Consider the following 23816-nt stretch of genomic DNA (forward strand, 5'->3'; position numbering starts at 1 on the left):
GCGGCGCGCGGCGACGTCGCGGGGACGACCCGACCAAGCGCACGACGATCCGGCCCGCGGCCCGCAGGGCCGAGCGCCCGGATGGGCGCCGCGCGTCGCGTCGTCAGGCGCGCCTGACGGCGCGACGGCGCGAAGGCCCAGGCAAACCGGAGGGTTGCGCCCGGCGATTGAGGCGCAGGACGGTGAAACCGTCTTGCGCTCGGTCTCAGGCCGCGGCGAGCATCAGCACACCGCCGCAGATGAGCGCGATCGCCGCCAGCTTCTGCATCGAGAGCCGTTCGCCGAAGAGGAAATGCCCGAGCAGCGCCACCGCGACATAGCTCGCCGCCGTCGAGGGCAGGGCGATGCTCACCGGGATGCGGCGGAGCGCGATGATGTAGAGGAAGGCGGCGCCGGCATAGGCGGCGAGGCCGCAGAGCGTGCTCGGGCGGAGGAGCTGGGCGAGCAGACCGCCCTCGGCCTCCACCGCGCCGGTCTTCAGCAGCACCTGGCCGAGCAGCGAGGTGAGGATGGCGGCCGCGAGGGCGGTCCAGTAGAGCGTCATCGCAGCGCATCCTCCGGCTGCCGCGCCGGGGCGGGCTCGGTCCGCGGCGCGATCATCTCCCGCACCACGCCCTGCGGCTTGCCGTTGGCCGAGAGGAAGGCGCGGCCGACATACTCGCCGAGCACGCCGAGGATGAGGAACTGCACCCCGGCGAGCAGCAGCATGGTGGTCATGGTGGAGGCCCAGCCGGAGGGCGTGCCGCTCATCATCGCCTCGGCGACCACCAGGAGGGCGAGCAGGAAGCCGAGGATTCCCATGGCCACGCCGGCGAAGATGGCCAGGCGCAGCGGCAGCACCGAGAAATTGGTGGCGAGGTTCAGCCAGAGCCGGATCAGCCGCTTCAGCGTGTAATTGGACCGGCCCTCGGCGCGGGCCAGGTGCAGCACCTCGATCGAGCTGATGCGCTGCGTCACCTGCATGATCAGCCCGTCCACATAGGGGTAGGGGCCGCGGTACTTCGCCACCTCGCGCGCCACCAGCGCGCTCATGCAGCGGAAGGAGGAGAGGTAGAGCCCCTTCGGCTTGTCGAGCAGCGCATCCGCCACCCGGTTGGCGAAGCGGCTGCCGAGGTTGCGCCAGCCCTCGTGCTGCTTCTCGGCATAGCGGGTGTAGACCACGTCCCACTGGCCGAGCCGGGCATGGTCGTAGAGCTTCAGCACCTCCTCCGGCGGGTTCTGCAGGTCGTCGTCCATGGTGATGACGAAGGCGCCGCGGGCATGCCGCAGCCCGGTCATGACCGCGTTGTGCTCGCCGAAATTGCGCGCATGCTCGAGATAGGCGACGGGCACCGTGGCGCGCGCCTGCAGGGCGCGGCAGACCTCGCCGGAGTTGTCCGGGCTGCCGTCGTTCACCAGCACGATCTCGAGGCCGCCTTCCGGCCGCAGGGCGGAGAGCGCCTCGACCAGCCGGCCGATCGTCGTCGCGCCGCGATAGACCGGGACGACGATGCTCAGCCCCACGGGATAGGCGCCGGATTCGGGACGATTGGGGGACATGGCAGGTCTCGCTCAGGGGCGATGGGCGGTGGCGAGCACCGATCCGCCGGCAGGGAAGGGAATGCCGATCGCCCGCAGGCGGCGCTCCAGCCGGGTCGTGGCGTGCAGGCTGTCGTCGAGCCAGGCCGGGTAGCGGGCGACATCCGATCGCGTCGTCATGGCGCGGGCGACGAGCTTGCGCCGCGCCACCATCAGCGGCAGCAGCAGGCTGTTCCAGTAGCGCAGCCGGATCCCGGCGAGCCCGACCCTGGCCAGCATGGCGGCGACGCCGCGCGCGGTGAAGCGGCGGGCATTCTGCACCTCGACATCATGGCCGGACCGCAACCAGTCGAAGGCGGGCAGGTTCAGGACCAGCACCCCGCCCGGGCACAGCACCCGGCGCAGCTCGGGCAGGGCCTGGACCGGGTCGACCGCGGCGTGGCAGAGCACGTCAAGGCTCACCACCGCCGCGAAGCTGGCCTCGGCGAAGGGCAGGGCGTGCACCGTGCCGCGCAGCACCGGGCGGCCGGATTTCGCCGCCGCGCGGCGCGCCGCCGGCAGGTGGTGCTCCAGCCCGACGGCGGCGAGGTCCGGCCGGGCCTGGCGCAGCCGGGCGAGGAAGCCCCCGGTGCCGCAGCCGGCGTCGAGCAGCGGCCCCGGGTCGGGCCGGCTGGCGGCGAGCGCATCGAGCACCTCGGCATGCAGGGCGCGGTACCACCACATGCTGTCCTCGACCGCGTCCATGATCTGGTACTGGGCGGGGTCCACCCGCCGGTTCTGGCATGCGGCCGGCCGCGAGAACAAGCGGCCCGGCCCTGGCCCCGGCCCCCCTTGGGCTCCCCTCCCATGGGGCCGCGGGTCCCGCCATCCGCTTTCCGTCCATGTTTTGCCCGCATCGGCTTCCCGTCGCGGCAGCGCGGCGCTACCGCATGGGGCGGGGCAGAATGGAAGGCCGGGCCGGGCCGGGAGATGATGAGGCGGGCAGGGATCGGCGCGGCGACGCCGCGCGCATGGCCGGGCGGCGGCGCGCGCCTGGCGGTGCCGACCGGCGAGGAAGCGGTGCGCGGCCTCGCCATCGTGGCCCTCGGCTATGCGGTGATCGCGGTGGCCGATGCCACGGTGAAATGGGTGCTGCCGACCATCGGGCCGGCCGCCGCCATGGTCTGGCGCGGGGTGTTCGGCGGGCTGACGGTGCTGCTGCTCTCCCGCGGGCGGGCGCTCCGGGCGGTGAACCGCCGGCTGCTCGCGGCCCGCAGCCTGCTCTCGGCCGGCGTCTCCGCCGCCTGGTACCTTGCCTGGTCGCTCGGCGTCAGCCTCGCCGACAGCTATGCCGTCGCCGCCGCCTCGCCGCTGCTGATGACCCTGCTCGCCATCCCGCTGCTCGGCGAGACGGTGGGCTGGCGGCGCTGGTGCAGCACCGCGGTGGGCTGCGCCGGGGTGCTGTTCATGCTGCAGCCGGGCGGCGAGCTCTGGCGCCCAGAATCGGCGCTGCTGCTGGCGGCGACGGCGGTGATGGCGCTCACCCGGATCTGGACCCGGATGCTGACCCGGACCGACACGCCCGACAGCATGGCGTTCTGGGTGCTGGCGGCGCAGGCGCCGGTCGGCCTCGCCCTGCTGGCCTGGCCGGCGATGTGGCCGCCGGGCGGGCCGCCGCCGGTCCTGCCGCCGGCCTGGGCGCTGGCGACGCTCGCCGGCTTCGCCCTGCTGAACGCCCTGGCGCAGATCCTGTTCGGCCGCGGCTATGCGCTGGCGCCGGTCTCGGCCATCGCGCCCTTCGAATACACGCCCCTGCTCTGGGGCATCGGCCTCGGCTTCCTGCTCTGGGGCGAGGTGCCGGCCTGGACCACGCTCGGCGGCGCCGCGATCGTGGTCGCGGCCGGGCTCTACAATGTCCACCGCGAGCGGCTGCGGCGCTCCGCGGAACGCGCCGCCCGGCCGCGGGGGGCGGCCTGATGGCTTTGCGCCACGACATCCGCCGCGGCGCCCTCTGCATGCTGGGCGCGCATGCGCTCTTCACCGGCATGGGCGCCATCGTGAAGCACCTGGCCGACCATGTGCCGGTGATCGAGCTGATGTTCTTCCGCAGCGTCTTCGCCCTGCCGGTGGTGCTGGCGATCTGCCTGCGCTCCGGCGGGGTGACGCTGCGGACCCGGCGCTTCGGCGGCCATGCGCTGCGCGCCTGCACCGGCATCGCGGCGCAGACCCTCGGCTTCTACGCCCTCGGCATCCTGCCGCTCGCCGAGCAGGTGGCGCTCGGCTACACCCAGCCGCTCTTCGTCACCATCCTCGCCATCCCCTTCCTCGGCGAGATGGTGGGCGTGCATCGCTGGAGCGCGGTGGTGGTCGGCTTCTGCGGCGTGCTGCTGATCGCCGCCGGCCAGGGCCTCGGCGCCGGCGAGATGGCGCCCGGCTTCGCCCTCGGCACCCTGGCCGGCGTGGCGCAGGGCCTGTTCTCGGCGGTGACGACGCTGCTGGTGCGCCAGCTCTCCGCCACCGAGAGCTCGACCACCATCACCCTGTGGCAGTCGCTGCTGATGGGCGCCTATGCCGCGGTGCTGCTGCCCTTCGTCTGGGTGACGCCGGGCTGGGAGGATCTCGGCCTGCTGATCCTGGTCGGCCTCGTCGGCGGCTCGGCGCAATGGCTGCTGACGGAGGCCTGGGCCAGCGCCCAGGTCTCGGCGGTCGCGCCCTATTCCTATTCGGCGCTGCTCTGGTCGATCCTGCTCGGCTGGCTGGTCTTCGGCGAGCTGCCCGGGCTGGCGATGCTGGGCGGCGCCGGCTTGATCACCGCCGCCGGCCTGTACATCCTGCACCGCGAACTGGTCCGCAAGGGCCGCAAGCAGGCGCCGCCGGGCTGAGGCGCCGCCAGGAGGAGCGCATGGCCATTCCCTTCCTGCGGCAGGACCCGCTGCCGCATGGCGTGGCGGAGGAGGTCGCGCCCGGGGTGCGGCGGATCCTCTGCAACAACCCCTCGGCCTTCACCTTCCGCGGCACCAACACCTACATCATCGGCCGCGGCCGGGTGGCGGTGCTCGACCCCGGGCCGGAGAACGCGGCGCATCTCGCTGCCATCCTCGCCGCGACGCAGGGCGAGACGGTGACGCATGTGATCGTCAGCCACACCCATCGCGACCACTCGCCGGGCGCCGCGCCCCTGGTGGCCGCGACCGGCGCCGAGACCTGGGGCTTCGGCCCGCATGTGACGCCGCCCGAGGCGGGCGGCGAGGGCGGCGACCACGGCTTCCAGCCGCAGCACCGCCTGCCCGATGGCGCCGTGGTGGAGGGCGAGGGCTGGCGGCTGACCGCGCTGCACACGCCGGGGCATTGCGCCAACCATCTCTGCTTCGCCATGGACGGGAACGGCGTGCTGTTCAGCGCCGACCATGTGATGAGCTGGTCGACCAGCGTGGTCAGCCCGCCGGATGGCGACATGGCCGACTACATGCGCAGCCTCGCCCGGGTGATGGCGCGCGAGGACGCGATCCTGCTGCCCGGCCACGGCCCGCCGCTGCGCGACCCGAAGCCCTTCCTCGCCGGCCTCTGGGCGCATCGGGAGGAGCGCGAGGCGCGGGTGTTGGAGGCGTTGCGGAAGGCCGGCCGCGCGACGGCGGCGGAGCTGGTCGGCCCGGTCTATGGGCCGCTCGACCCGCGCCTCGTCGGCCCCGCCGGGCGCAGCCTGCTGAGCCACCTGATCAAGCTGGGGCAGGAGGGGCAGGTGGCGCGCGGCGAGGGCGAGGCCTGGTCAGCGCTCGGCTAGCCGGTTGTCCATGCCCTGGAAGCAGATCAGCGTCCGGGCCTCGCGTTCCGCCGGCGTCAGGCCGAGCCAGGCGCGGAACTCCGCCAGCACCTTCGCGGTGATGCTGGCGATCTTATGGGCGAAGGCCTCCTCGAAGGTGAAGTAGCGCAGCGCCTCCAGCTCGCCCGAGCCGCGCAGCGGCCCATGCGCCGCCGCGCCCGAGGCGATCAGGAAGCGGGCGTTGAAGCGGGCGACCCGGTTGGGGGGAGTCACCGCCCGGCAGAGATACTCGATAGCGGCGAGCTCGGGCAGCAGGCGGTGCCCCTCCATCCGGCCGAGGACGAGGCCGGTCTCCTCGTGCAGCTCCCGCGCCGCGGCGATGCCGAGGGCGCGGGCGAGGGAGGGCGGCGCCTGCCGCTCCAGGCAGGCGCGGGTGAACTCCGGCAATTCGGAGAGGGCGAGGGCGCGGTGGTCGGCGCGGTCCACCCGGCCGCCGGGGAAGACCAGGACATTCGGCATGAAGCGGTGGCGGGCATGCCGCAGCCCCATCAGCACCTCGGGGCCCGCGGGCCCCTCGCGCCAGAGGATGAGGCTCGCCGCATGCTTCGGCCGGACGGCGCGGCTCGGCGCGGCGGGGCGGCTCTCGGCGGGGCCGCCGGGATTGTCCTCGGTCGGCGGCGCGTGATGCGGGGCGTCGTCAGTCAAGGGAGAGCCCCCGCGACTTCAGCCAGGTGCGCAGCCCGAAGCGCTCCGGCACGGCGAGCTGCCGCGCGGCATTCTCCGACCAGGCGCAGCCCTCCGGCCTCGGGCCATGGATCTCGGGGTAGCGCGGCTTCGCCGGCGGCCGGGCGGCGTCATAGGCGGGCAGCGCGGCCTCGAGGCCGCTGTCGTCATACCGCTCGCGGTGCACGACGACCGGTTGCGGCAGCCGCGGCGAGAGCCAGTTCCGCGCCCCGGCGGGAAAGCCGAGGGTCAGCCCGGCCACCGGGAAGACACCCTCCGGCAGGGCGCAGAGCGGGCCGATCTTCTCGACGTGGTTGCGCACATAGGAGATCGGGCAGGTGCCGAGCCCGAGCGCCTCGGCGGCCATGACGGCGAAGCCGAGGGCGAGCGCCGCATCCGCCGTGGCGTTGAGGAAGGTGTCGACATTATCGTTGGCATGCGCACGGCCATGATGCGCGCACAGCCGCCGGCCGCGCCGCACATCGCCGCAGAAGAGCAGGAAGACCGGCGCCTGCTTGATCCAGTCCATGCCGGTGATCCAGTCGGCGATTCGCGCGATGCGCGCCGCGTCGCGGAGGACGACGATGGCGTATTGCTGCAGGTCGGACTTGCTCGGCGCCGATTGCGCGCCGGCCAGCAGGGTCTGCAGCAGCGGCTCGGGCACCGGATCCGGCGCGTAGCGGCGGGTCACCCGCCGGTCGAGCAGCGCGGCGAGGCCGGCCGGCACCTCCGGCAGCGGGGTGAAGGGCAAGGGCGCCTCGGGCGCCACGCCATAGCGGCCGCGGATCAGCCGCTCCGGATCATTCTCGGACATTGCCGCGGCAGCATGGCAGGGGATGCCGGAGGGCGCGAGCCCCCGGCCGTCCGAATCCCGCATCGACGGACCGGCCGCCCGGCCGGTCCGCGGCCTCGGTGGGGCCCCGCGCCTTATGGCGCGAAGCCAGGCCGACCGGCGGCGTGCGCCTGGCCTTCGAGGGCCATCGGCCTCAGCGCTTCGCCCAGGGGTCGTAGGTGCCGAAATGCCAGAGATGCCCCTCCGGGTCGCGGCAGGAATAGCTGCGCCCGCCATAGGCCTCGTCCTTCAGCGGCGCCACCACCTCCGCCCCCTCGCGCACCGCCCGGGCATGGTGCGCATCGGCATCCTTCACCACGATATAGGCGCTCTGCGTCACATGGCCGGCGGGCGGGTACTGGATGGAGCCGCTGCCCTCCTCGCGCGCGTTGCCCAGCATGATCATGCCGCTGCCGAAGATGAGCTGGGCATGCGCCACGCCACCATCTTCGTCCTGGTAGACCGCGTGACGGGTGAAGCCGAAGGCGCGGCAGAGCCAGTCCACCGCCGTCGCCGCGTCGCGGTAGGGCAGGGTGGGGATGATGGTGGCGGGCATGGCTGCAATTCCTGTGGCGAGGCAAGCTGGCGCATCGAAGGCGCCCCCCTTCCATAGCCTATTCCGCGCACACCACCCACGCATCCGCGACTGTCACGCCTTGATTCTCGGCATGGATGATCAGCGGGTTGATCTCCGCCTCCCGGATATCCGGCCGGGCGGCGAGGCGCGAGACCGCCGCCACCGCTCGCGCCAGCGCCGGCAGGTCGCCGCGCGGCAGGCCGCGCCAGCCGGCCAGCGGCCGCAGCCCCTGCACCTCGGCGATCATCGCCATGGCCTCGGCCTCGTCCACCGGGGCGAGTCGGAGGGTGACGTCGCGGAACAGCTCGGCGGCGATCCCGCCGGTGCCGAGCAGCACCACCGGCCCCACCTCCGGGTCGCGGCGGAAGCCGAGGATCGCCTCGCCCAGCCCCTTGACCATGGGCTGCACCAGGAAGCCCGTCAGCCGCGCCGCGGGCGCCATCCGGGCGACGCGGCCCTGCATCGCCGCCGCCTCCTGCCGCAGGGTCGCGGCATCGGGGAGGTTGAGCCGGACGCCGCCGAGCTCGGTCTTATGGGCGAGGTCGGGGGAGAGGATCTTCAGCGCCACCGGCCAGCCCAGCCCCTCGGGCGGCGCATCCTCCGGGCCGCGCAGCACGGCGAAGGGGCTGTCGAGGCCGAGCGCGGCGAAAAGCCGGCGCGCCGCCGCCTCGTCCGGGCGGTCGGGCAGGGCATGCGCGATGGCGGGCAGCGCCGGCTCGGGGCGAGGCGCCCGCCAGTCGCACCAGGCGCGCACCGCATCCGCCGCCGATTCCGGGGTGCGGAAGGCGGGGATGCCGGCCTCGGCCAGCAGCCGCAGCGAGGCATCGGCCTGCGGCACCAGGAAGGCGGCGATCGGCTTGGCGCCGCCCGCCTCCCGCGCCCGCAGGATGCCGGCGACCGCGTCCTGCGGCTTGAACTGCGCCGAGGAGCCGATGACCGAGAGGACGAGATCGGTGTCGGCGGCCGCCTGCAGCGCGTCGATCGCCGCCGCCACCCGCTCCGGCCGCGCCCCGGCCAGGGTGAGGTCGAGCAGCCGTCCGTGATGCGCGATGCCGGCGGCGTCGAGCCTCGCCGCCGCCGCCGCATCCGGCGCCCGGGCCTCGATGCCGGCGACGCCGAGGCAATCGACCAGCATGGCGCCGCCGCCGCCCGTCGTCGTCGTCACGCCGACCGCGCGATGGACCTGCGCCGGCGGCCGCCGGCCGATCAGCAGCGGCGGCAGCTCGATCAGCGCCTCGAGCGTCGTCACCCGGGCGATGCCATGGGCGCGGAAGAAGGCCTCGGCCGCGGCGTCGGAGCCGGCCAGCGCGCCGGTATGGCTGGTCGCCAGCTCGGCGCCATAGGGCGAGCGGCCGAGCTTGTAGGCGATGACCGGCTTGCCGGCGGCATGGGCGCGGCGGGCGAGCGCCGCATAGTGTTCCGGCCGGCGGATCGCCTCCAGGAACAGCAGGATGGCCTCCACCTGCGGATCGTCGACCAGCAGCCCGGCGATCTCGCCGGCGGTGAGGTCGGCCTCGTTGCCGGTGCCGACGATATGCGAGAAGCCGATGCCGCGGGCGGCGCCGCGCGACATGATGGCGCCCATCATGGAGCCGGACTGGCTGACCAGGGCGATGCGCCCGGCCGGCAGCGTCTCGGCCTCCAGCGCCGCGTTGACCGAGCAGGCGATGCGGTCGTTCAGGTTGACCACGCCCATGGAATTGGGGCCGAGGATGCGCAGCCCGGCGCGGCGCGCGGTCTCGACCAGCCTCGCCTGCAGCGCCGCGCCCTCCGGCCCCGATTCCGCGAAGCCGTCGGCCAGCACCCCGGCCGCGGCGATGCCCTTGGCGGCGACGGCCTGCACCACGCCTTCGACATGCGGCGTGTTCAGCAGGATATAGGCGAAATCCACCTCGCCCGGGATGTCGCCGACGCTCGGATAGGCGCGGGCGCCCAGCACCTCGGATTCGCGCGGATGCACCGGCAGCACCTCGCCGGCATAGCCATGCTTGCGGAGGTAGAGCTGCGCCCGCGCGGTCAGCCGCTTCGGATCGGAGGAGGCACCGATGAGGGCGATGCGGCGCGGCTGGAAGAGCGCGCGGTGGAGCGGGTGCATGGCGTTTCCCCCTGGGACATTGCCCTGGCCGGCCTGGACCGGCGGGCAACCCTGCCCCATGCCGGGCTTGCGGCAGATGCCGCAGGCAGGACGGCCGCTGGTGCCGTCGCTACCCGTTGCCCTGCCGCGGCGCCGCCGCGGCAGGCTGTGACGTGCCCTGGGCCCCTTGCGAATCATGGGCCCCCCGCGACGGCGCGAAGCGACGTCGTGGGGAGTTCAGAGCGGATCCCAGGAGAAGACCTCGCCCGAGCGCTCGAGCGGGATGAAGAAGCTCTTCAGCGCCGGCAGCGCATGCTCGGCCAGGCTCTCCGGCGTCCAGCCCTCGCTGCTGTGGATGCCACGGATCGGCCGGTTCTGGCTGAACAGGAACAGCTCGTTCATGCGCGGGCCGAAGATCTGGCCGTTGACCTCCTTGGCGGCGTCGGAGGCGAGGAAGACCGCGAGCGGCGCGTTCTTCTCCGGGCCCATGCGCATGATCTTCTCGACGCGCGCCTTCTGCTCCGGCGTCTCGGCCGGGATGGAGCTGGTCATGCGGCTCCAGGCGAAGGGCGCGAGGCAGTTGGAGCGGACGTTGTAGCGCTTCATGTCGAGCGCGATCGACTTCGACAGGGCGCAGATGCCGAGCTTCGCCGCCGAGTAGTTCGCCTGGCCGAAATTGCCGATCAGGCCGGAGGTCGAGGTGATGTGGACGAAGGCGCCGCTCTCCTGCTTGCGGAAATGCGTCGCCGCGTGCCGCGACATGTAGAAGGAGCCGTTGAGGTGGACGCCGATCACCGCGTCCCATTCCTCCGGCGTCATGCGGTGGAAGATCTGGTCGCGCAGAATGCCGGCATTGTTCACGACGATGTCGATGCGGCCGAAATGGTCGAGCGCCGCCTGGACGATCTTGCCGGCGCTCTCCCAGGAGGAGACGCTCTCGGTGCTGATCTCGGCCTGGCCGCCGCGCTGCTCGATGATCTGCTTGGTCTGCTGCGCCGGGGTCGCGGACTGGCCCTCGCCGGAGAGCGAGGCGCCGATGTCGTTGATGATGACCTTGGCGCCGGCCTGCGCCATGTCCAGCGCAATCTCGCGCCCGATGCCGCCCCCCGAACCGGTGACGACCGCGACCTTACCGTCCAGCATGCCCATGATGGCGCTTCCTCTCCCGCAGATGCGTAGGTGGCTAATCGTAGCCCCGCCGGCGCGGCGCGTGAAGCGGGGGTGGCTATCCCCCGGCAGGGGGGCGCCTATGCTGGCCGGGCAGGAGGAGACGGCACATGGAGAAGGGACCGCATTACGCGAAGGGCCGGGAGATCCGGCGGCAGCTCCTCGGGGAGCGCACGGTCGAGCGGATGGCGCAGACCGTCTACGACGACCCGATGATGAACAAGTTCGGCGACTACGCCTCGGAGGCCGTCTTCGGCATGCTCTGGGGGAGGCCGGGCCTCGACCTCAAGACGCGGGCGCTGATCTGCGTCGTCTCCGACACCGCGACGCATGCCTGGCCGGAGCTGAAGATCCATCTGCGCATGGCCCGCAACATGGGCTGGACCGAGGAGGAGCTGAGCGAGGCGCTGCTGCACATGGGCGGCTATGTCGGCCTGCCCTCGGTGCGCGAGGGGCTGCTGGTGGCGCGCGAGCTGTTCCGCGAGATGCGCGAGGAGGGCGAGGGCGCCGCGCCCTGAGCCTGGAGCAGCGAGCCTGGAGCAGCGAGCCTGGAGCAGCCTCCGGTTACGCCCGTTCACGGCGGATCCCCGGTCGCCGGGCGGCGGGCCGGAGTCTAGGGCACTTCTCCTGAACCGGTGTTCAGGGGAAGTGCCCTAGCAAGCTGGAGGGTTGCGCCCGGCGTCCGAGCAGAGGCAGGACGGTGGAACCGTCCCGCGCTCGGCATGGGGCGGACCCGCCGAGACGCGCGATCAAACAATGGCCTGGACCGTGATCCGTGACCCCGTGTGGCCGGATCATGGTCTAGGAGAGGGGGCGATCCGCTTCGGAGCCTGCCGCATGACCGATCCCGATCCCCTCGCCGCCCGCCATATGCGGCGGGCGCTCGCGCTGGCCTGCGACTCCGTCGCGGCGGGGGGAGGCCCCTTCGGCGCGGTCATCGCCCGCGGCGCGGAGCCCGTCGCCGAGGGGACCAACCGGGTGACGGAGACGCTCGACCCGACGGCGCATGCCGAGATCACCGCCATCCGCCGCGCCTGCGCCGCGCTCGGGCGCTTCGACCTGCGCGGCCTCACCCTCTATTCGAGCTGCGAGCCCTGCCCGATGTGCCTCGCCGCCATCCACTGGGCGCGGCTCGACGCGGTGCGCTTCGCCGGCAGCCGGGAGGATGCCGCGGCGGCTGGGTTCGACGACGCGCTGCTCTACCGCGAGGTGGCGCTGCCGCCGGAGCGGCGCAGCGTCCCGGCCCTCCGGCTGCTGGCGGCGGAGGGGCGGCGGCCCTTCGAGGCCTGGCTCGCCAGGCCGGACCGCGTGCCCTACTGACGCGTCCCCTTGCCGGGCCTGGACCATGATCCGCTCACACAGGTCCACGGATCAGGGTCCAGGCCGCTGCTTGATCGCGCGAGGCACGCCTTCGGTGAGTCCGCCCCGGGCGATCAGGCCGCCGCGGCGTCCGGATCGCCCGGGGCGGTTTCCCAGCCGGGCCCGATCAGGGTGACGACCCGGCGCCCGGCCGCGTCCGGCCGGCAGGCGATGGCGCCCTGCTTCTCCAGGAATTCGAGCGCGGAGCGGCCGCGGCCGCGCGAGACGCTGCCGAGCACCCGGGCGATGGCGAGGTCCGAGGGACAGGGCGCCGCCTCCAGCGCCGCGCGCGCCAGCAGCAGATAGGCGCCCTGGCGGTCCTCCGGCAGGGCGGCGGCCAGGGCCAGCGCCTCCGGCCATTCCGGCCGCGCCTCCAGCGCCTCGCCCACGCCCGCCAGCACCGTCATCAGCAGGCGGCGGAAGGCGGGCAGGTCGAGCGGCCGGCCCGGCAGCATCTCGATGCGGCAGCGGAGCTGGAAATCCTGCAGCAGCGCCTGCGCCGGGCGGAAGGCGGCGCCAGGATCCTCGAGGATGCTCCGGAGGATGGCGAGCTGGGCGCGGCGGCGCGCCGCCGCCTCCTCGGCCGTCGGCGGCGGCAGGGCGGAGGGCGCCGCCGGGCGGGCGGCGGCGAGCTGCGCCAGGATGTCGGGCGGCGGCGCGGCGGGGGGGCGGCGCAGGCGCGGCGCCTCCGCCGGCGCGGCGGCGAGGATGAGGGCGCGGGCCTCCTCGACCGGGGTCTCGGGCAGCGGCATCAGCCCGGGGCCGGCGCCGCGGCTCTCGGTCTCGACCGCGCCCACCCGCACGGCGAGCGGGCGCCGCGCCAGGGCCGGGCCGAGCGCCATGAAGCGGCCGCGCTCGAGGTCGCGGAACATCTCCGCCTGCCGCTTCTCCATCCCCAGCAGGTCGGCGGCGCGCGCCATGTCGATATCGAGGAAGGTGCGGCCCATCAGGAAATTGCTTGCCTCCGCCGCGACGTTCTTGGCCAGCTTGGCCAGGCGCTGGGTGGCGATGACGCCGGCGAGGCCCCGCTTGCGGCCGCGGCACATCAGGTCGGTCATGGCGCCGAGCGAGGCGCGCCGTGCCTCCTCCGCGACATCGACGCCGCCGGCCGGGGCGAAGAGCTGCGCCTCGTCCACCACGACGAGGAGCGGCGTCCAGAAGGGGCGGTCGGCGGCGAAGAGGCCGTCGAGGAAGGCGGCGGCGCGGCGGAGCTGGCCCTCGATCTCGACGCCTTCGAGGTTCAGCACCACCGAGACGCGGTGCTGCCGCACCCGTTCGGCGGCCAGCGCCAGACCGGCCTCGGTCTGCTCGGCGGCGTCGATGACGAGATGGCCGTAGCGCTCGGCCAGCGAGACGAAATCGCCCTCCGGGTCGATCACGGCCTGCTGCACGAAAGGGGCGCTGCGCTCCAGCAGCCGGCGCAGGAGATGCGACTTGCCGCAGCCGGAATTGCCCTGGACGAGCAGGCGGGTGGCCAGAAGCTCCTCCAGGTCCAGCAATGCCGGCTGGCCATTGTCCCTGTGCCCAAGATCGATGCTGACCGCCATCCCGTCCCTGGATCGCCGAAGTGGTGCCGCCCCGGCATCCTGGCCCGGCCTTCCCGACCCGGGGGCGGGACAGGGGCGGGGCGACGGGCGGATGCGGGCGTGACGCAGGCCGGCGCCGGGCCGTGGCCCGCCGGCTGGCCCTGGGTCTAGCCCGCAAGCCGCCCGGAAGGAACACCGGAAGGAACACCGGAAGGAACAGACGGGAGGCGGGTGTTCACCGGCAGGAAAGACGTGATCGGCTAGGGAGGCGCATGACCCTTCCGACCTCCGACGAGATCGCCACGCAATTCGCCGAGATGCGGCGCTTCGTCGACCGGCGCATCGCCGAGCTGAGCGCCGAGCTCGGCGCGACGGTGCAGCTCATGGATTGCAGCGAGGCCAATCTCGCGGGCCAGCTCGCCCGGATCCAGGAGCAGATTGCCGGCCTCGTCGCGCTCCCGGCCGCCGATACCCGCAACAGCGGCATCGAGCTGGAGGCGGTGGTGCAGGCGACGGAGGCGGCGGCGAACACCATCCTGGAGGCGGCGGAGGCGATCCAGGCCTGGATCGCCGAGAGCGGCTGCGACCGGGCGGCAGCGCAGGCGCTTTCGGCCCGGGTCAGCGCGATCTTCGAGGCCTGCGGCTTCCAGGACGTGACCGGCCAGCGCATCCGCCGCGCCATCCAGCACCTGGAGCAGGTCGGAACCTTGCTGCAAGGGCTGATGCCGGGCGACGCCGCGACGCCGGCGGCGCCGGTCCGGGTGCAGGCCCTGCCGTGCACGGTCTCCCCTGCGGCGGCAAGCCAGCCCGACCTCGCCCAAGCCGAGATCGACCGGTTGCTGGCCGGATGAAAGCTGAAAAGACAGGCGGTTGCGGGATGACGCTGCGGCAGAGAATGATGTTGCCATCGCGGCTCATCGGCGGAGACGCGCTGAAAACACAGCTTCCTGCGCGGCTATCCTGATACGGCGCTGAAAACGGAACCCGGGCCGCCGCCAGGATCGCTGGCGCGGCCCGGGCCGTGAGCCGACCCGCTGGGATCAGGCGGCCGCGTCCGCCGTCCGCAACTCCCGCAGCAGGTAGCGCACGCGATTCGCCGCGACCGTGCCTTTCAGCGCGTCGCGCCAGGCCGTCTCGGCCACGCGCTGATGCAGCGCGACCGCCTCGTCCGCCGCGGTGATCATCGCCACCCCGGCGCCGACCGCCGGGCCGCTATCGGGCGGGAAGGGGCTGGTCACCACATGGGCCCGCTCCCGGCCCCGCAGCACGATGAAGCTGCCGGTCGGCTCCGGCCCCTCCTTCAACCCGATCTGCAACCCGATCGGCACCGACTCCATGAGCGCCGCCAGGCTCTCCACCTCGGCGATCGCCGCCGCGCGGCAGCGCGCCCGGCCGCGTTCGGAGACCGCCAGGCCCGGCGCCACGCCCTCCTGCAGCATCCGCCGCAGGGAGGCCTCGGAGAGGATGGCGATGATGCTCGGCCGGCGCTGCTGGTAGAGCTTCCGCCGGGCGAGCAGGCTGGAGAGCGCCTGCTCCGCCTGGTTGCGGCCCTGCAGCGGATCCGGGGCGGCATCGACCGATTCCGCCCAGGCCTCGTTCAGGGCCGCCTCATAGGTGTCCGAGGCCACCTGGAAGCAGGTGCCGCCGCCGAAGATGAGGATCTGGTCGGCCTCCTCCTCGATCTGGCGGAGGCGCTCAAGGAAGGCCAGGGGGCGGGAGAAGTAGTCGATGCCGATCCCCAGCAGGGAGAGGGGCGAGATCTTCAGCAACTCGGCGAGTCGGCGGATCGTGTCGAGCTTGATGACCTCGCCCTTCTCGTAGCGGTAGAGGGCTGCCCGCGACACCCCGAGTCTCGCCGCGATCTCCTCGGCCCGCAGGCCCGATTCAAGGCGGTAGGCGCGCAACTGCTGCCCGATATCCGCAAAACGCATTCCTACTCTCCGGCTCGCCGCGCGGCCGGGATGGGTGGCGTTATCTGGACATCCTCGCCCACCCGGCACTGGTCCAAAAAACCTGCGCGCTTTTCGCGGTCATTGCAAGCATCGCGCGAAGTTGCCGGGCGCCAGGGCGCACCCGGCTCTGGCGCTCGCGCGCTGCGTCAGTCCTTCGGGTCGGCCACAACCGGGTGCGCGGCGAGCGTCTCCAGCGCCTTCACCAGCCCGGAATGGTCGAGCCCGCCATTCCCCGCCGCCACCGAGGCGGAGAAGAGCTGCTGCGTGGAGGCGGTGTTGGGCAGGGCAACGCCGAGATCCTTCGCCGCCTGCAGGGCGAGGTTCAGATCCTTCTGGTGCAGGGCGATGCGGAAGCCGGGGTTGAAGGTCCGCTTGATCATCCGCTCGCCATGCAGCTCGAGGATGCGGGAGGTGGCGAGGCCGCCCATCAGCGCCTGGCGCACCCGGGCCGGGTCGGCGCCCGCCTTGCTGGCGAAGACCAGCGCCTCGCCCACCGCCTCGATGGTGAGCGCCACGATGATCTGGTTGGCCACCTTGGTGGTCTGCCCGGCGCCGTTGGGGCCGACCAGGGTGACGTTCTTGCCCATCTTGTCGAAGAGCGGCCGGGCGCGTTCGAAGGCGGCCTCCGGACCGCCGACCATGATGGTCAGGCTGGCCTGCTTGGCCCCGACCTCGCCGCCCGAGACCGGCGCATCGAGGTAGTCGCAGCCGAGGGCGTTGATCTTCGCGGCGAAGCCCTTGGTCGCGGTCGGGCTGATCGAGCTCATGTCGATCACCAGCTTGCCCTTGGAGAGCCCGGCCGCGACCCCGTCGGCGCCGAACAGCACCGCCTCGACATCCGGGGTGTCGGGAACCATCAGGATGACGACCTCGGCCGCGGCGGCGACGGCTTTCGCGTCCGGCACCACCTGGTAGGCACCGCGCTCGGCAGAGCCCAGGCTCTTGCGCTCGGGCACGATGATCTCGTGCCCGGCCTCCTTCAGATGGCCGGCCATGGGCTTGCCCATGATGCCGAGGCCGATGAAGCCGATCTTCATTGCGTGTGATCCTTGCGCTGCGGGCGGGTGGGGCAGGCCGTGTCGGACCGGCCCGCGGATGTCGTGACGTGCAGCCGGCGCAGCCGGCCGGGCGCCCGGATGGGCGTCGCCGGCCGCGCCTTCCGGCGCGCCTGTCGGCGCGACGCGGCGACGCCAGGCCGCCGGACGCGGCGCCGGCGTTCGAGGGCATCGATGCGGCACCATCGATGCAAGCCGGTAGACCCGTTCACGCCAGGAATCTGTCTGTGCTGGCGACTAAGCCTTTGAAGGTCAGGCATTATTGCGGCGGCTTGGCACAGGGTTCCACGCCGGATGGGTTTATCGGGCCTGGCGGTAGGGAGCGAACCAGCCGAGGCCGGCCTCGGTCTCGCCGGCCGGGCGGTACTCGCAGCCGATCCAGCCGCGGAAGCCGAGCTCGTCGATGCGGCGGAAGACGAAGGGCCAGTTCACCTCGCCGGTGCCCGGCTCGTTGCGGCCCGGATTGTCGGCCACCTGCATATGGGCGATCAGCGGCAGGTGCGTCTCCACCCGCTTGACGATATCGCCCTCGGTGATCTGGCAGTGGTAGAGGTCGAATTGCAGGCCGAGCCGCTCCGGCCCGATCGCCTCGATGATCGCCGCCCCTTCCGCCATGGTGTTGAGGAAGAAGCCGGGGATGTCGCGGTGATTGATGGGCTCGATCACCGGCTTCACCCCGGCCTTGCCGCATTCCTCCGCCGCCCAGGCGAGGTTGGCGGCATAGGTGGCGAGCAGCGTGTCGCGCGGCACGCCGGCCGGGGCGAGGCCGGCCATCAGGTGCAGCCGCGGGCAGGCGAGGGCGGCGGCGTAGTCGAGGCCATGCTTCACCCCCTCCCGGAACTCCTGCTGCCGCCCGGGCAGGGCGGCGATGCCCCGCTCGCCCTTCGCCCAATCGCCCGGCGGGGCGTTGAAGAGCACCTGCTGCAGCCCGTGATCCTTCAGCCGCTGCGCGATCTCCGCCGCCGGATGCTCATAGGGGAAGAGGAATTCCACCGCCTGGAAGCCGGCGGCACGGGCGCGGGCGAAGCGGTCGAGGAAGGGGACCTCGTTGAACATCATCGACAGGTTGGCGGCGAAGCGCGGCATGGCGCGAGAACTCCCCCCATTGGGCTGCGGAAGCTAGAGCGTGATCGCCCGCGGTGGAAGCACCGAAGGCGTGAATCGCGCGGCCAAACAAGGCGCTAGGCCATGGTCCGCGGACCGGCGTGAGCGGATCGTGGTCTGGAGCGTGATCGCCCGCGGTGGAAGCACCGAAGGCGTGAATCACGCGACCAAACAAGGCGCTAGACCATGATCCGCGAGCCGGGGCGAGCGGATCATGGTCTAGCGGCGCGACGCCGAACTGGCTACTGCCGCAGGGGTTGGCCCTCCGGGCCGATGCCCGGGCGAGGCTTGTGGTGGGGCGCCCGGCCTGCGGGAGCGGTTGCGGAGGGGATCATGCAGACTGGCCATTCCGACCCGGTGCGGCTGCTCGGGCTGCTGGCCGTGCTCGCCCTCGCCGCCGGCTGCCTGCTGGTGCTGCGGCCCTTCCTCTCCTCGCTGCTCTGGGCGGCGATCCTCGTCTATTCCACCTGGCCTGCCTTCCGGCTGCTGCGCGAGCGGCTGCGGCTCTCGCCCGGCGCCGCCGCCGCGGTGATGGTGGTGGTGGAGTTCCTGCTCATCGGCCTGCCGCTGGTCTATGCCACGCCGACCTCGCGCGAGGAGATCGACGGACTCCGCACGGCGGTGGAGCGCTTTCTCACCGCCGGCCTGCCCGGGATCGGCGACTGGCTCGGGCGGTTGCCGATGGTCGGCCCAATGCTGCACGACTACCTCGCCGGCGTCGATTTCGGCCTCTCCGGCCTCGCCGACCTGATCTCGCCCTATGCCGGCACCCTCGCGCAGGGGTTGCTCGGCCTGCTGCTCGCCCTGCTCTCCGGCATGGCCGAGGTGCTGGTCGCAATCTTCCTCGCCTTCTTCTTCTACCGCGACGGGCCGGCCATCGCGCAGCGGAGCGAGGCGGCGCTGGCGCGGCTGGCCGGGGCGCGCAGCCGCCATCTGGTCCAGCTCACCGGCGACGTGACGCGCGGCGTGGTCTACGGGCTGCTCGGCACCGCCGTGGCGCAGGGGGTGATGACTTGGTTCGGCCTCTGGCTCGCCGGGGTGCCGCGGCCGGCCCTGCTCGGGGTGGTGGCCGGCGGCATCTCCATCTTCCCGGTCGGGGCGCCGCTGGTCTGGATCCCGGCGACGCTCTGGCTCCTCGCCGAGGGGCGCACCGGCTGGGCGATCTTCCTCGGCCTCTACGGCACCTTCGGCATCAGCAGCGCCGACAACGTGATCCGCCCCTGGCTGATCTCCCGCGGCGCCGACCTGCCGCTGCTGCTGACCCTGCTCGGGGCGCTCGGCGGGGTCTTCGCCTTCGGCTTTCTCGGCCTGTTTCTTGGGCCGGTGCTGCTCGCGGTCGGCTTCAACCTGCTGAAGGATTGGGCGGAGGAGCCCGCGGCCCCGCTGCGCGATCCCGGCTGAGGCCTTTTCGCGCGCCCTCGCCGCGGCCTATAGGTCAGGCTGGGCGAGACCCGGAATACCGGGCCGAGGCGGGAGACTGGGCGATGTGGAGAGGGGCAGGGGCGATCCTGCAGGCCGCCGTCCGGGCGGTGCCGGCAGGCCTGGGCGGGGCGGCGGGCGGGGTCGTGGCGCGCCGCCGACGCGGCCGTGGCGGCGCGCGGCCCTGGCGGCACGGCGCCGTGCCGGCCGCCGTCGCCGGCCGCGATCCGCGCTAGATGGCCGCCTTCATCCTTTCGCGCATCCTGCAGGCCATCCCGGTCATGCTGGTGGTGGCGCTCATCAGCTTCGCCATGTTCGCCTATGTCGGCGATCCGGTGGCGATCATGCTGGGGCAGGATTTCACCGAGGCGCAGCGCCTCCAGCTCGTCCATGATCTCGGCCTCGACCAGCCCTTCTTCGTGCAATTCGCCACCTTCGTCGGGCATGCCTTGCAGGGCGAGTTCGGCCTCTCCTACCGCCTGTCGCGCCCGGTGGCGGAGCTGATCGCCGAACGCGCCCCGGCGACGCTCGAGCTCGCCTTCTGCGCCGCGCTGGTGGCGCTGCTCGTCGGGGTGCCGATGGGCGTCTATACCGGCCTGTACCGCAACTCCTGGCTCAGCCGCGCCTTCCTCACCTTCAGCCTCATCGGCGTCTCGCTGCCGACCTTCCTCATCGGCATCCTGCTGATCCTGATCTTCTCGGTCTGGCTCGGCTGGCTGCCGAGCTTCGGCCGGGGCGAGGTGGTGCGGATCGGCTGGTGGAGCACCGGGCTGCTCACCCTCTCCGGCCTCAAGGCGCTGGTCCTGCCCTCCATCACCCTCGGCATGTTCCAGCTCACCCTCATCATGCGGCTGGTGCGGGCCGAGATGCTGGAGGTGCTGCGGACGGACTACATCAAATTCGCCCGCGCCCGCGGCCTCTCCAACCGCGCCATCAATTTCGGCCATGCGCTGAAGAACACGCTGGTGCCGGTGATCACCATCGCCGGGCTGCAGCTCGGCGGCATCATCGCCTTCGCCATCGTCACCGAGACGGTCTTCCAGTGGCCGGGGATGGGGCTGCTCTTCATCCAGTCGGTCGGCGCCGCCGACATCCCGGTGATGGCGGCCTACCTGCTGCTCATCGCCCTCGTCTTCGTCATCATCAACCTCGTCGTCGACCTGCTCTACTACCTGGTGGATCCCCGCCTGCGGATCGGCCGTGGCGCGGCGGGAGGGCATTGAGATGGCCATTGCCGCCGCCCTCTCGCGCGCCCTCGACAGCGATCTCTGGTGGTCCTTCCGGCGCTCGCCCGTCACCATGCTCTCGGCCCTGGTGGCACTGGTCTGCATCCTCGGCGCGGCGCTCGCCCCCTGGCTCGCGCCGCACGACCCCTTCGACCTGGCGACGCTCAATCTCGGCGACGCCTTCAAGCCGCCCGCCTGGTCGGCCGAGGGCGACGCGCTCTATCCGCTCGGCACCGACGACCAGGGCCGCGACATGCTCTCGGCCATCATGTACGGCGCCCGCGTCTCGCTGCTGGTCGGCATCTCGGCGGTGGTCTTCTCCACCGTGGTCGGCGTCGCGGTCGGGTTGCTCGCCGGCTATCTCGGCGGCTGGGCGGATGGGCTGCTGATGCGCATCGCCGATATCCAACTCACCTTCCCCTCCATCCTCATCGCCCTCCTGGTCGATGGCGTGGTGCGGGCCGCCCTGCCGCGGGAGCTGCACGACCGCATCGCCCTCTTCGTCGTCATCTTCGCCATCGGCATCAGCGCTTGGCCGCAATTCGCCCGCACCGTGCGCGGCTCCACCCTGGTCGAGCGCAACAAGGAATACGTGCTGGCGGCGCGCGTCATCGGCATCTCGCAGCTCCGCATCATGCTGACGCACGTGCTGCCGAACGTGGTGGGGCCGGTGCTGGTGATCGCCACCCTCGGCCTCAGCAGCGCCATCATCACCGAGGCGACGCTCTCCTTCCTCGGCGTCGGCGTGCCGCCGACCCAGCCCTCGCTCGGCACCCTCATCCGCATCGGCAACGACTTCCTGTTCAGCGGCGAGTGGTGGATCACCATCTTCCCCGGCGCCGCGCTCATCGCCATGGTGCTTTCGGTGAACCTGCTCGGCGACTGGCTGCGCGACGCGCTGAACCCGAGGCTCCGCTGATGCCGCCGCCCGTCCTGTCCGTCCGCGGCCTCCGCGTCGAATTCCCGACCCGGCGCGGCGTGCTGACCGCCCTCAGCGACGTCTCCTTCGACATCGCGCCGGGCGAGGTGCTCGGCGTGGTCGGCGAATCGGGCGCCGGCAAGTCGATGACCGGGGCCGCCATCATCGGGCTGCTGGAGCCGCCGGGGCGGATCGCCGGCGGCGAGATCCGGCTGCAGGGCGAGCGCATCGACACCCTGCCCTATGACCGCATGCGGCGCATCCGCGGCAAGCGGATCGGCGCCATCTTCCAGGACCCGCTGACCACGCTGAACCCGCTCTACACCGTCGGCCGGCAGCTCATCGAGACGATGCAGACCCATCTCTCCCTGTCGGACCGCGAGGCGCGGCAGCGGGCGATCGGCTGGCTGGAGATGGTCGGCATCCCGGCGGCGGCGCAGCGGGTGGACAGCTACCCGCACGAATTCTCGGGCGGCATGCGCCAGCGCGTGGTCATCGCCCTCGCGCTCTGCGCCGAGCCGATCCTCGTCGTCGCCGACGAGCCGACCACGGCGCTCGACGTCTCCATCCAGGCGCAGATCATCGCGCTGCTGAAGCGGCTGGCGCGGGAGAAGGGCACGGCGATGATGCTGGTCACGCACGACATGGGCGTCATCGCCGAGACGGCGGACCGGGTCGCGGTGATGTATGCCGGGCGGATCGCCGAGATCGGCCCGGTGCGGGCGGTGGTGAAGGCGCCGAAACACCCCTATTCCGCCGGGCTGATGGCCTCCATCCCGCCGCTCGACCGCAAGGTGGCGCATCTCGCCGGCATCGAGGGCGCCATGCCGCGGCTCTCGGCCATCCCGCCGGGCTGCGCCTTCAACCCGCGCTGCCCGCATGTCTTCGACCGCTGCCGGCGCGAGCGGCCGGAGCTGATCGAGACCGGCACCACCCGGGCCGCCTGCTGGCTCTACGACCCCGCCTCGGAGCGGCAGGCGCCGGAGCTGCTGCGCCATGGCTGAGCGCGTGGAGGCGCCGCGCGGCGCCGCCCCGGTGATGCTCGCGGTCGAGGACTTGGCGCGGCATTTCGACGTCTCCCGGCCGCTGCTGCAGCGGCTGCTGGCCGGGGAGGGGCGGCGCAGCCTGAAGGCGGTGGACGGCGTCTCCTTCGAGATCCCGCGCGGCACCACCCTCTCCCTCGTCGGCGAGAGCGGCTGCGGCAAGTCCACCGTCGCCCGGCTGGTGGTCGGGCTCTACCGGCCGACGCGCGGCCGCATCGGCTTCGACGGCAGGGCGCTGGAGCAGGCGCGCGCCGATGCGGCGCAGCGGCGCCGGATGCAGATGATCTTCCAGGACCCCTATGCCTCGCTGAACCCGCGCTGGCGGGTAAGCGACATCATCGCCGAGCCGATCCGCGCCTTCGGCCTGGCGCCGGGGGCGGCGGCGCAGCGGGCGCGCGTCGCCGAGCTGCTGACCCAGGTCGGCCTCTCGCCGCTCGATGGCGAGAAATTCCCGCACGAGTTCAGCGGCGGCCAGCGCCAGCGCATCTCCATCGCCCGGGCGCTGTCCTCCAACCCGGAATTCCTGGTCTGCGACGAGCCGACCAGCGCCCTCGACGTCTCGGTGCAGGCGCAGATCCTGAACCTGATGAAGGAGCTGCAGGCGCGGCTCGGCCTCACCTATCTCTTCATCAGCCACAACCTCGCCGTGGTGCGGCAGGTCTCCGACCAGATCGGCGTCATGTATCTCGGCCGGCTGGTCGAGCTGGCGGCGGCCGAGACCCTCTTCACCGCGCCGCGCCACCCCTATACCCGGGCCCTGATGGAGGCGATCCCGGACCTGGAGATGACCGGGCGGCAGCGCATCCCGGTCGGCGGCGAGGTGCCGAGCCCGATCGACCCGCCCTCCGGCTGCCCCTTCCATCCCCGCTGCCCGCTCGTCGCGGATCGCTGCCGCGCCGAGATGCCGCGTCTGCTGCCGCCGCGCGGCCAGGCGGGGACGGTGGTGGCCTGCCATGCGGTCGAGGAGGGGCGCGACCCGCCGCCGGCCCCCGCCGGCGCCGATCAGCGGATCGGCACGACGGCGACGGCATTGTAGGGCGAGCCGTCGACCAGCTTGGTCGACCAGGCCATGTAGACGACGACGTTGCGCTCCTCGTCGAGGAAGCGGTGCACCCGGGTCTCCTTGAAGAAGAGGCTGGTGGCGCTCTCATAGACCCGCTCGCCCTTCTCGCTCTTGCGCGCGGCCTCGCTCACCGAGACCGTGCCCGTCGCGGTGCATGAGAGGGCGAAGCGCGCCGGGTCCTCGGCCAGCCCGACCATGCCCTTGACGCCGCCGGTGCGGGCCTGGGCGATGTAGCAGGAGATGCCGGGGACCTTCGGGTCGTCGAAGCGCTCGATGACGATCTGGTGGCTGCGCGTCAGGCCGAGATTGGTCAGGGCGGTGTTCACATGGCCGATCTCCTTCGTCTCCTGCGCCCGCGCCGCCGCGGCGGTGCCGAGCAGCAGGGCGGCGGCGACAGCGAGGGAGGCGAGGCGCGCGGCGCGCGGGGCCGGATGGCGGCGGGTGGTCATCGGGATCCTCCAGGATGGTTGCAGCGCGCGGCGCGCTCGGCGACGGAAAAAGCGTCAGCGCCCGCTCCGTT

General features: G+C 72.7%; 24 protein-coding genes. 11 read left to right on the forward strand and 13 right to left on the reverse strand.

The features are described 5' to 3' along the window. Nucleotides 1-205: 205 nt before the first annotated feature. From DOO78_RS03910 to DOO78_RS03920, 3 genes are read right to left on the reverse strand one after another with little or no spacing between them, the layout of a single operon-like run. Nucleotides 206-544 carry a DMT family transporter gene (locus DOO78_RS03910; RefSeq protein ID WP_111468417.1) on the reverse strand — a complete coding sequence of 113 codons (339 nt, stop codon included), beginning with the start codon at nucleotides 542-544 and terminating at the stop codon, nucleotides 206-208. Next, entirely contained in the window at nucleotides 541-1539 is a 999-nt protein-coding gene (locus DOO78_RS03915; RefSeq protein WP_111468418.1) for a glycosyltransferase, read from the reverse strand. The genes DOO78_RS03910 and DOO78_RS03915 overlap by 4 nt, the downstream gene beginning before the upstream one ends. 12 nt (nucleotides 1540-1551) lie before the next feature. Next, complete coding sequence (locus DOO78_RS03920) at nucleotides 1552-2286, reverse strand: class I SAM-dependent methyltransferase (RefSeq protein WP_111468716.1); 735 nt, start codon at nucleotides 2284-2286, stop codon at nucleotides 1552-1554. 204 nt (nucleotides 2287-2490) lie between these two features. Between DOO78_RS03920 and DOO78_RS03925 the strand changes: the two genes are divergently transcribed. From DOO78_RS03925 to DOO78_RS03935, 3 genes are read left to right on the forward strand one after another with little or no spacing between them, the layout of a single operon-like run. Next, nucleotides 2491-3474: a DMT family transporter gene (locus DOO78_RS03925; RefSeq protein WP_243634352.1), complete on the forward strand. Its 984-nt coding sequence runs from the start codon at nucleotides 2491-2493 to the stop codon at nucleotides 3472-3474. Beyond that, nucleotides 3474-4379, forward strand: a complete 906-nt coding sequence (locus tag DOO78_RS03930) for a DMT family transporter (protein WP_111468419.1) — start codon at nucleotides 3474-3476, stop codon at nucleotides 4377-4379. Before DOO78_RS03925 ends, DOO78_RS03930 begins: the two co-directional genes overlap by 1 nt. Before the next feature lie 20 nt (nucleotides 4380-4399). Next, nucleotides 4400-5278 carry an MBL fold metallo-hydrolase gene (locus DOO78_RS03935; protein ID WP_111468420.1) on the forward strand — a complete coding sequence of 293 codons (879 nt, stop codon included), beginning with the start codon at nucleotides 4400-4402 and terminating at the stop codon, nucleotides 5276-5278. Here the strand turns inward: DOO78_RS03935 and DOO78_RS03940 are convergent. The 5 genes from DOO78_RS03940 to DOO78_RS03960 all read right to left on the reverse strand — a co-directional run bounded on the left by DOO78_RS03940 (nucleotide 5264) and on the right by DOO78_RS03960 (nucleotide 10612). After that, nucleotides 5264-5962 (reverse strand): NUDIX hydrolase, encoded by a 699-nt coding sequence (locus DOO78_RS03940; protein WP_243634353.1) that lies wholly within the window; start codon nucleotides 5960-5962, stop codon nucleotides 5264-5266. The two genes, DOO78_RS03935 and DOO78_RS03940, sit on opposite strands and share 15 nt — an antisense overlap. Then, complete coding sequence (locus tag DOO78_RS03945) at nucleotides 5955-6794, reverse strand: nitroreductase family protein (RefSeq protein ID WP_165838707.1); 840 nt, start codon at nucleotides 6792-6794, stop codon at nucleotides 5955-5957. Before DOO78_RS03945 ends, DOO78_RS03940 begins: the two co-directional genes overlap by 8 nt. 172 nt (nucleotides 6795-6966) lie before the next feature. After that, entirely contained in the window at nucleotides 6967-7368 is a 402-nt protein-coding gene (locus DOO78_RS03950) for a VOC family protein (RefSeq protein ID WP_111468422.1), read from the reverse strand. Between the two features lie 58 nt (nucleotides 7369-7426). Next, nucleotides 7427-9484, reverse strand: coding sequence for an acetate--CoA ligase family protein (locus tag DOO78_RS03955; RefSeq protein ID WP_111468423.1), 2058 nt, complete (start codon nucleotides 9482-9484; stop codon nucleotides 7427-7429). Nucleotides 9485-9700: 216 nt separating this feature from the next. After that, nucleotides 9701-10612 (reverse strand): SDR family NAD(P)-dependent oxidoreductase, encoded by a 912-nt coding sequence (locus tag DOO78_RS03960; protein WP_111468424.1) that lies wholly within the window; start codon nucleotides 10610-10612, stop codon nucleotides 9701-9703. Between the two features lie 128 nt (nucleotides 10613-10740). Between DOO78_RS03960 and DOO78_RS03965 the strand changes: the two genes are divergently transcribed. Together DOO78_RS03965 and DOO78_RS03970 are read left to right on the forward strand one after the other, a co-directional pair. Then, complete coding sequence (locus DOO78_RS03965) at nucleotides 10741-11148, forward strand: carboxymuconolactone decarboxylase family protein (protein ID WP_111468425.1); 408 nt, start codon at nucleotides 10741-10743, stop codon at nucleotides 11146-11148. A 319-nt stretch (nucleotides 11149-11467) separates the two neighbouring features. Beyond that, nucleotides 11468-11950, forward strand: coding sequence for a nucleoside deaminase (locus DOO78_RS03970; RefSeq protein WP_243634354.1), 483 nt, complete (start codon nucleotides 11468-11470; stop codon nucleotides 11948-11950). Nucleotides 11951-12063: 113 nt separating this feature from the next. Here DOO78_RS03970 and DOO78_RS03975 read toward each other — a convergent pair whose 3' ends face one another. After that, nucleotides 12064-13536, reverse strand: a complete 1473-nt coding sequence (locus DOO78_RS03975) for a helicase HerA domain-containing protein (RefSeq protein ID WP_111468426.1) — start codon at nucleotides 13534-13536, stop codon at nucleotides 12064-12066. A 251-nt stretch (nucleotides 13537-13787) separates the two neighbouring features. On the opposite strand from DOO78_RS03975, the gene DOO78_RS03980 reads away from it, so the two are divergent. Beyond that, nucleotides 13788-14366, forward strand: a complete 579-nt coding sequence (locus DOO78_RS03980; RefSeq protein WP_111468427.1) for a hypothetical protein — start codon at nucleotides 13788-13790, stop codon at nucleotides 14364-14366. 189 nt (nucleotides 14367-14555) lie between these two features. Here DOO78_RS03980 and DOO78_RS03985 read toward each other — a convergent pair whose 3' ends face one another. The 3 genes from DOO78_RS03985 to otnI form a co-directional block, all read right to left on the reverse strand. Beyond that, nucleotides 14556-15446 (reverse strand): helix-turn-helix domain-containing protein, encoded by an 891-nt coding sequence (locus tag DOO78_RS03985; protein WP_111468428.1) that lies wholly within the window; start codon nucleotides 15444-15446, stop codon nucleotides 14556-14558. 167 nt (nucleotides 15447-15613) lie between these two features. Continuing rightward, nucleotides 15614-16504 carry a 2-hydroxy-3-oxopropionate reductase gene (locus tag DOO78_RS03990; RefSeq protein ID WP_111468429.1) on the reverse strand — a complete coding sequence of 297 codons (891 nt, stop codon included), beginning with the start codon at nucleotides 16502-16504 and terminating at the stop codon, nucleotides 15614-15616. A 318-nt stretch (nucleotides 16505-16822) separates the two neighbouring features. Then, nucleotides 16823-17608: a 2-oxo-tetronate isomerase gene (gene otnI, locus DOO78_RS03995; protein WP_111468430.1), complete on the reverse strand. Its 786-nt coding sequence runs from the start codon at nucleotides 17606-17608 to the stop codon at nucleotides 16823-16825. A 351-nt stretch (nucleotides 17609-17959) separates the two neighbouring features. Here otnI and DOO78_RS04000 point away from each other — a divergent pair, with 351 nt between their 5' ends. The 5 genes from DOO78_RS04000 (at nucleotide 17960) to DOO78_RS04020 (ending at nucleotide 23269) form a co-directional block, all read left to right on the forward strand. Then, nucleotides 17960-19027, forward strand: a complete 1068-nt coding sequence (locus DOO78_RS04000; RefSeq protein WP_111468431.1) for an AI-2E family transporter — start codon at nucleotides 17960-17962, stop codon at nucleotides 19025-19027. 254 nt (nucleotides 19028-19281) lie between these two features. Continuing rightward, nucleotides 19282-20268, forward strand: coding sequence for an ABC transporter permease (locus tag DOO78_RS04005; protein ID WP_111468432.1), 987 nt, complete (start codon nucleotides 19282-19284; stop codon nucleotides 20266-20268). A gap of 1 nt (nucleotide 20269) precedes the next feature. Further along, entirely contained in the window at nucleotides 20270-21190 is a 921-nt protein-coding gene (locus tag DOO78_RS04010) for an ABC transporter permease (RefSeq protein ID WP_111468433.1), read from the forward strand. Continuing rightward, nucleotides 21190-22194, forward strand: a complete 1005-nt coding sequence (locus tag DOO78_RS04015; protein ID WP_111468434.1) for an ABC transporter ATP-binding protein — start codon at nucleotides 21190-21192, stop codon at nucleotides 22192-22194. The genes DOO78_RS04010 and DOO78_RS04015 overlap by 1 nt, the downstream gene beginning before the upstream one ends. Continuing rightward, complete coding sequence (locus tag DOO78_RS04020; protein ID WP_111468435.1) at nucleotides 22187-23269, forward strand: ABC transporter ATP-binding protein; 1083 nt, start codon at nucleotides 22187-22189, stop codon at nucleotides 23267-23269. The genes DOO78_RS04015 and DOO78_RS04020 overlap by 8 nt, the downstream gene beginning before the upstream one ends. Here DOO78_RS04020 and DOO78_RS04025 read toward each other — a convergent pair. After that, nucleotides 23236-23745, reverse strand: a complete 510-nt coding sequence (locus DOO78_RS04025; RefSeq protein ID WP_111468436.1) for a CreA family protein — start codon at nucleotides 23743-23745, stop codon at nucleotides 23236-23238. The genes DOO78_RS04020 and DOO78_RS04025 overlap by 34 nt on opposite strands. Nucleotides 23746-23816 lie beyond the last annotated feature (71 nt).

It is taken from the genome of Roseicella frigidaeris (genome assembly GCF_003258945.1).
Lineage (GTDB): Bacteria > Pseudomonadota > Alphaproteobacteria > Acetobacterales > Acetobacteraceae > Paracraurococcus > Paracraurococcus frigidaeris.

Coding starts and splice junctions, on each gene's coding strand:
- DOO78_RS03955 (WP_111468423.1), bottom strand. CDS start 9,484: ATGCACCCGCTCCACCGCGCGCTCTTCCAGCCGCGCCGCATCGCCCTC.
- DOO78_RS03960 (WP_111468424.1), bottom strand. CDS start 10,612: ATGGGCATGCTGGACGGTAAGGTCGCGGTCGTCACCGGTTCGGGGGGC.
- DOO78_RS03950 (WP_111468422.1), bottom strand. CDS start 7,368: ATGCCCGCCACCATCATCCCCACCCTGCCCTACCGCGACGCGGCGACG.
- DOO78_RS03915 (WP_111468418.1), bottom strand. CDS start 1,539: ATGTCCCCCAATCGTCCCGAATCCGGCGCCTATCCCGTGGGGCTGAGC.
- DOO78_RS03970 (WP_243634354.1), top strand. CDS start 11,468: ATGACCGATCCCGATCCCCTCGCCGCCCGCCATATGCGGCGGGCGCTC.
- DOO78_RS03975 (WP_111468426.1), bottom strand. CDS start 13,536: ATGGCGGTCAGCATCGATCTTGGGCACAGGGACAATGGCCAGCCGGCA.
- DOO78_RS03985 (WP_111468428.1), bottom strand. CDS start 15,446: ATGCGTTTTGCGGATATCGGGCAGCAGTTGCGCGCCTACCGCCTTGAA.
- DOO78_RS04000 (WP_111468431.1), top strand. CDS start 17,960: ATGCAGACTGGCCATTCCGACCCGGTGCGGCTGCTCGGGCTGCTGGCC.
- DOO78_RS04015 (WP_111468434.1), top strand. CDS start 21,190: ATGCCGCCGCCCGTCCTGTCCGTCCGCGGCCTCCGCGTCGAATTCCCG.
- otnI (WP_111468430.1), bottom strand. CDS start 17,608: ATGCCGCGCTTCGCCGCCAACCTGTCGATGATGTTCAACGAGGTCCCC.
- DOO78_RS04010 (WP_111468433.1), top strand. CDS start 20,270: ATGGCCATTGCCGCCGCCCTCTCGCGCGCCCTCGACAGCGATCTCTGG.
- DOO78_RS03925 (WP_243634352.1), top strand. CDS start 2,491: ATGAGGCGGGCAGGGATCGGCGCGGCGACGCCGCGCGCATGGCCGGGC.
- DOO78_RS04020 (WP_111468435.1), top strand. CDS start 22,187: ATGGCTGAGCGCGTGGAGGCGCCGCGCGGCGCCGCCCCGGTGATGCTC.
- DOO78_RS03910 (WP_111468417.1), bottom strand. CDS start 544: ATGACGCTCTACTGGACCGCCCTCGCGGCCGCCATCCTCACCTCGCTG.
- DOO78_RS04025 (WP_111468436.1), bottom strand. CDS start 23,745: ATGACCACCCGCCGCCATCCGGCCCCGCGCGCCGCGCGCCTCGCCTCC.
- DOO78_RS04005 (WP_111468432.1), top strand. CDS start 19,282: ATGGCCGCCTTCATCCTTTCGCGCATCCTGCAGGCCATCCCGGTCATG.
- DOO78_RS03945 (WP_165838707.1), bottom strand. CDS start 6,794: ATGTCCGAGAATGATCCGGAGCGGCTGATCCGCGGCCGCTATGGCGTG.
- DOO78_RS03990 (WP_111468429.1), bottom strand. CDS start 16,504: ATGAAGATCGGCTTCATCGGCCTCGGCATCATGGGCAAGCCCATGGCC.
- DOO78_RS03930 (WP_111468419.1), top strand. CDS start 3,474: ATGGCTTTGCGCCACGACATCCGCCGCGGCGCCCTCTGCATGCTGGGC.
- DOO78_RS03980 (WP_111468427.1), top strand. CDS start 13,788: ATGACCCTTCCGACCTCCGACGAGATCGCCACGCAATTCGCCGAGATG.
- DOO78_RS03935 (WP_111468420.1), top strand. CDS start 4,400: ATGGCCATTCCCTTCCTGCGGCAGGACCCGCTGCCGCATGGCGTGGCG.
- DOO78_RS03965 (WP_111468425.1), top strand. CDS start 10,741: ATGGAGAAGGGACCGCATTACGCGAAGGGCCGGGAGATCCGGCGGCAG.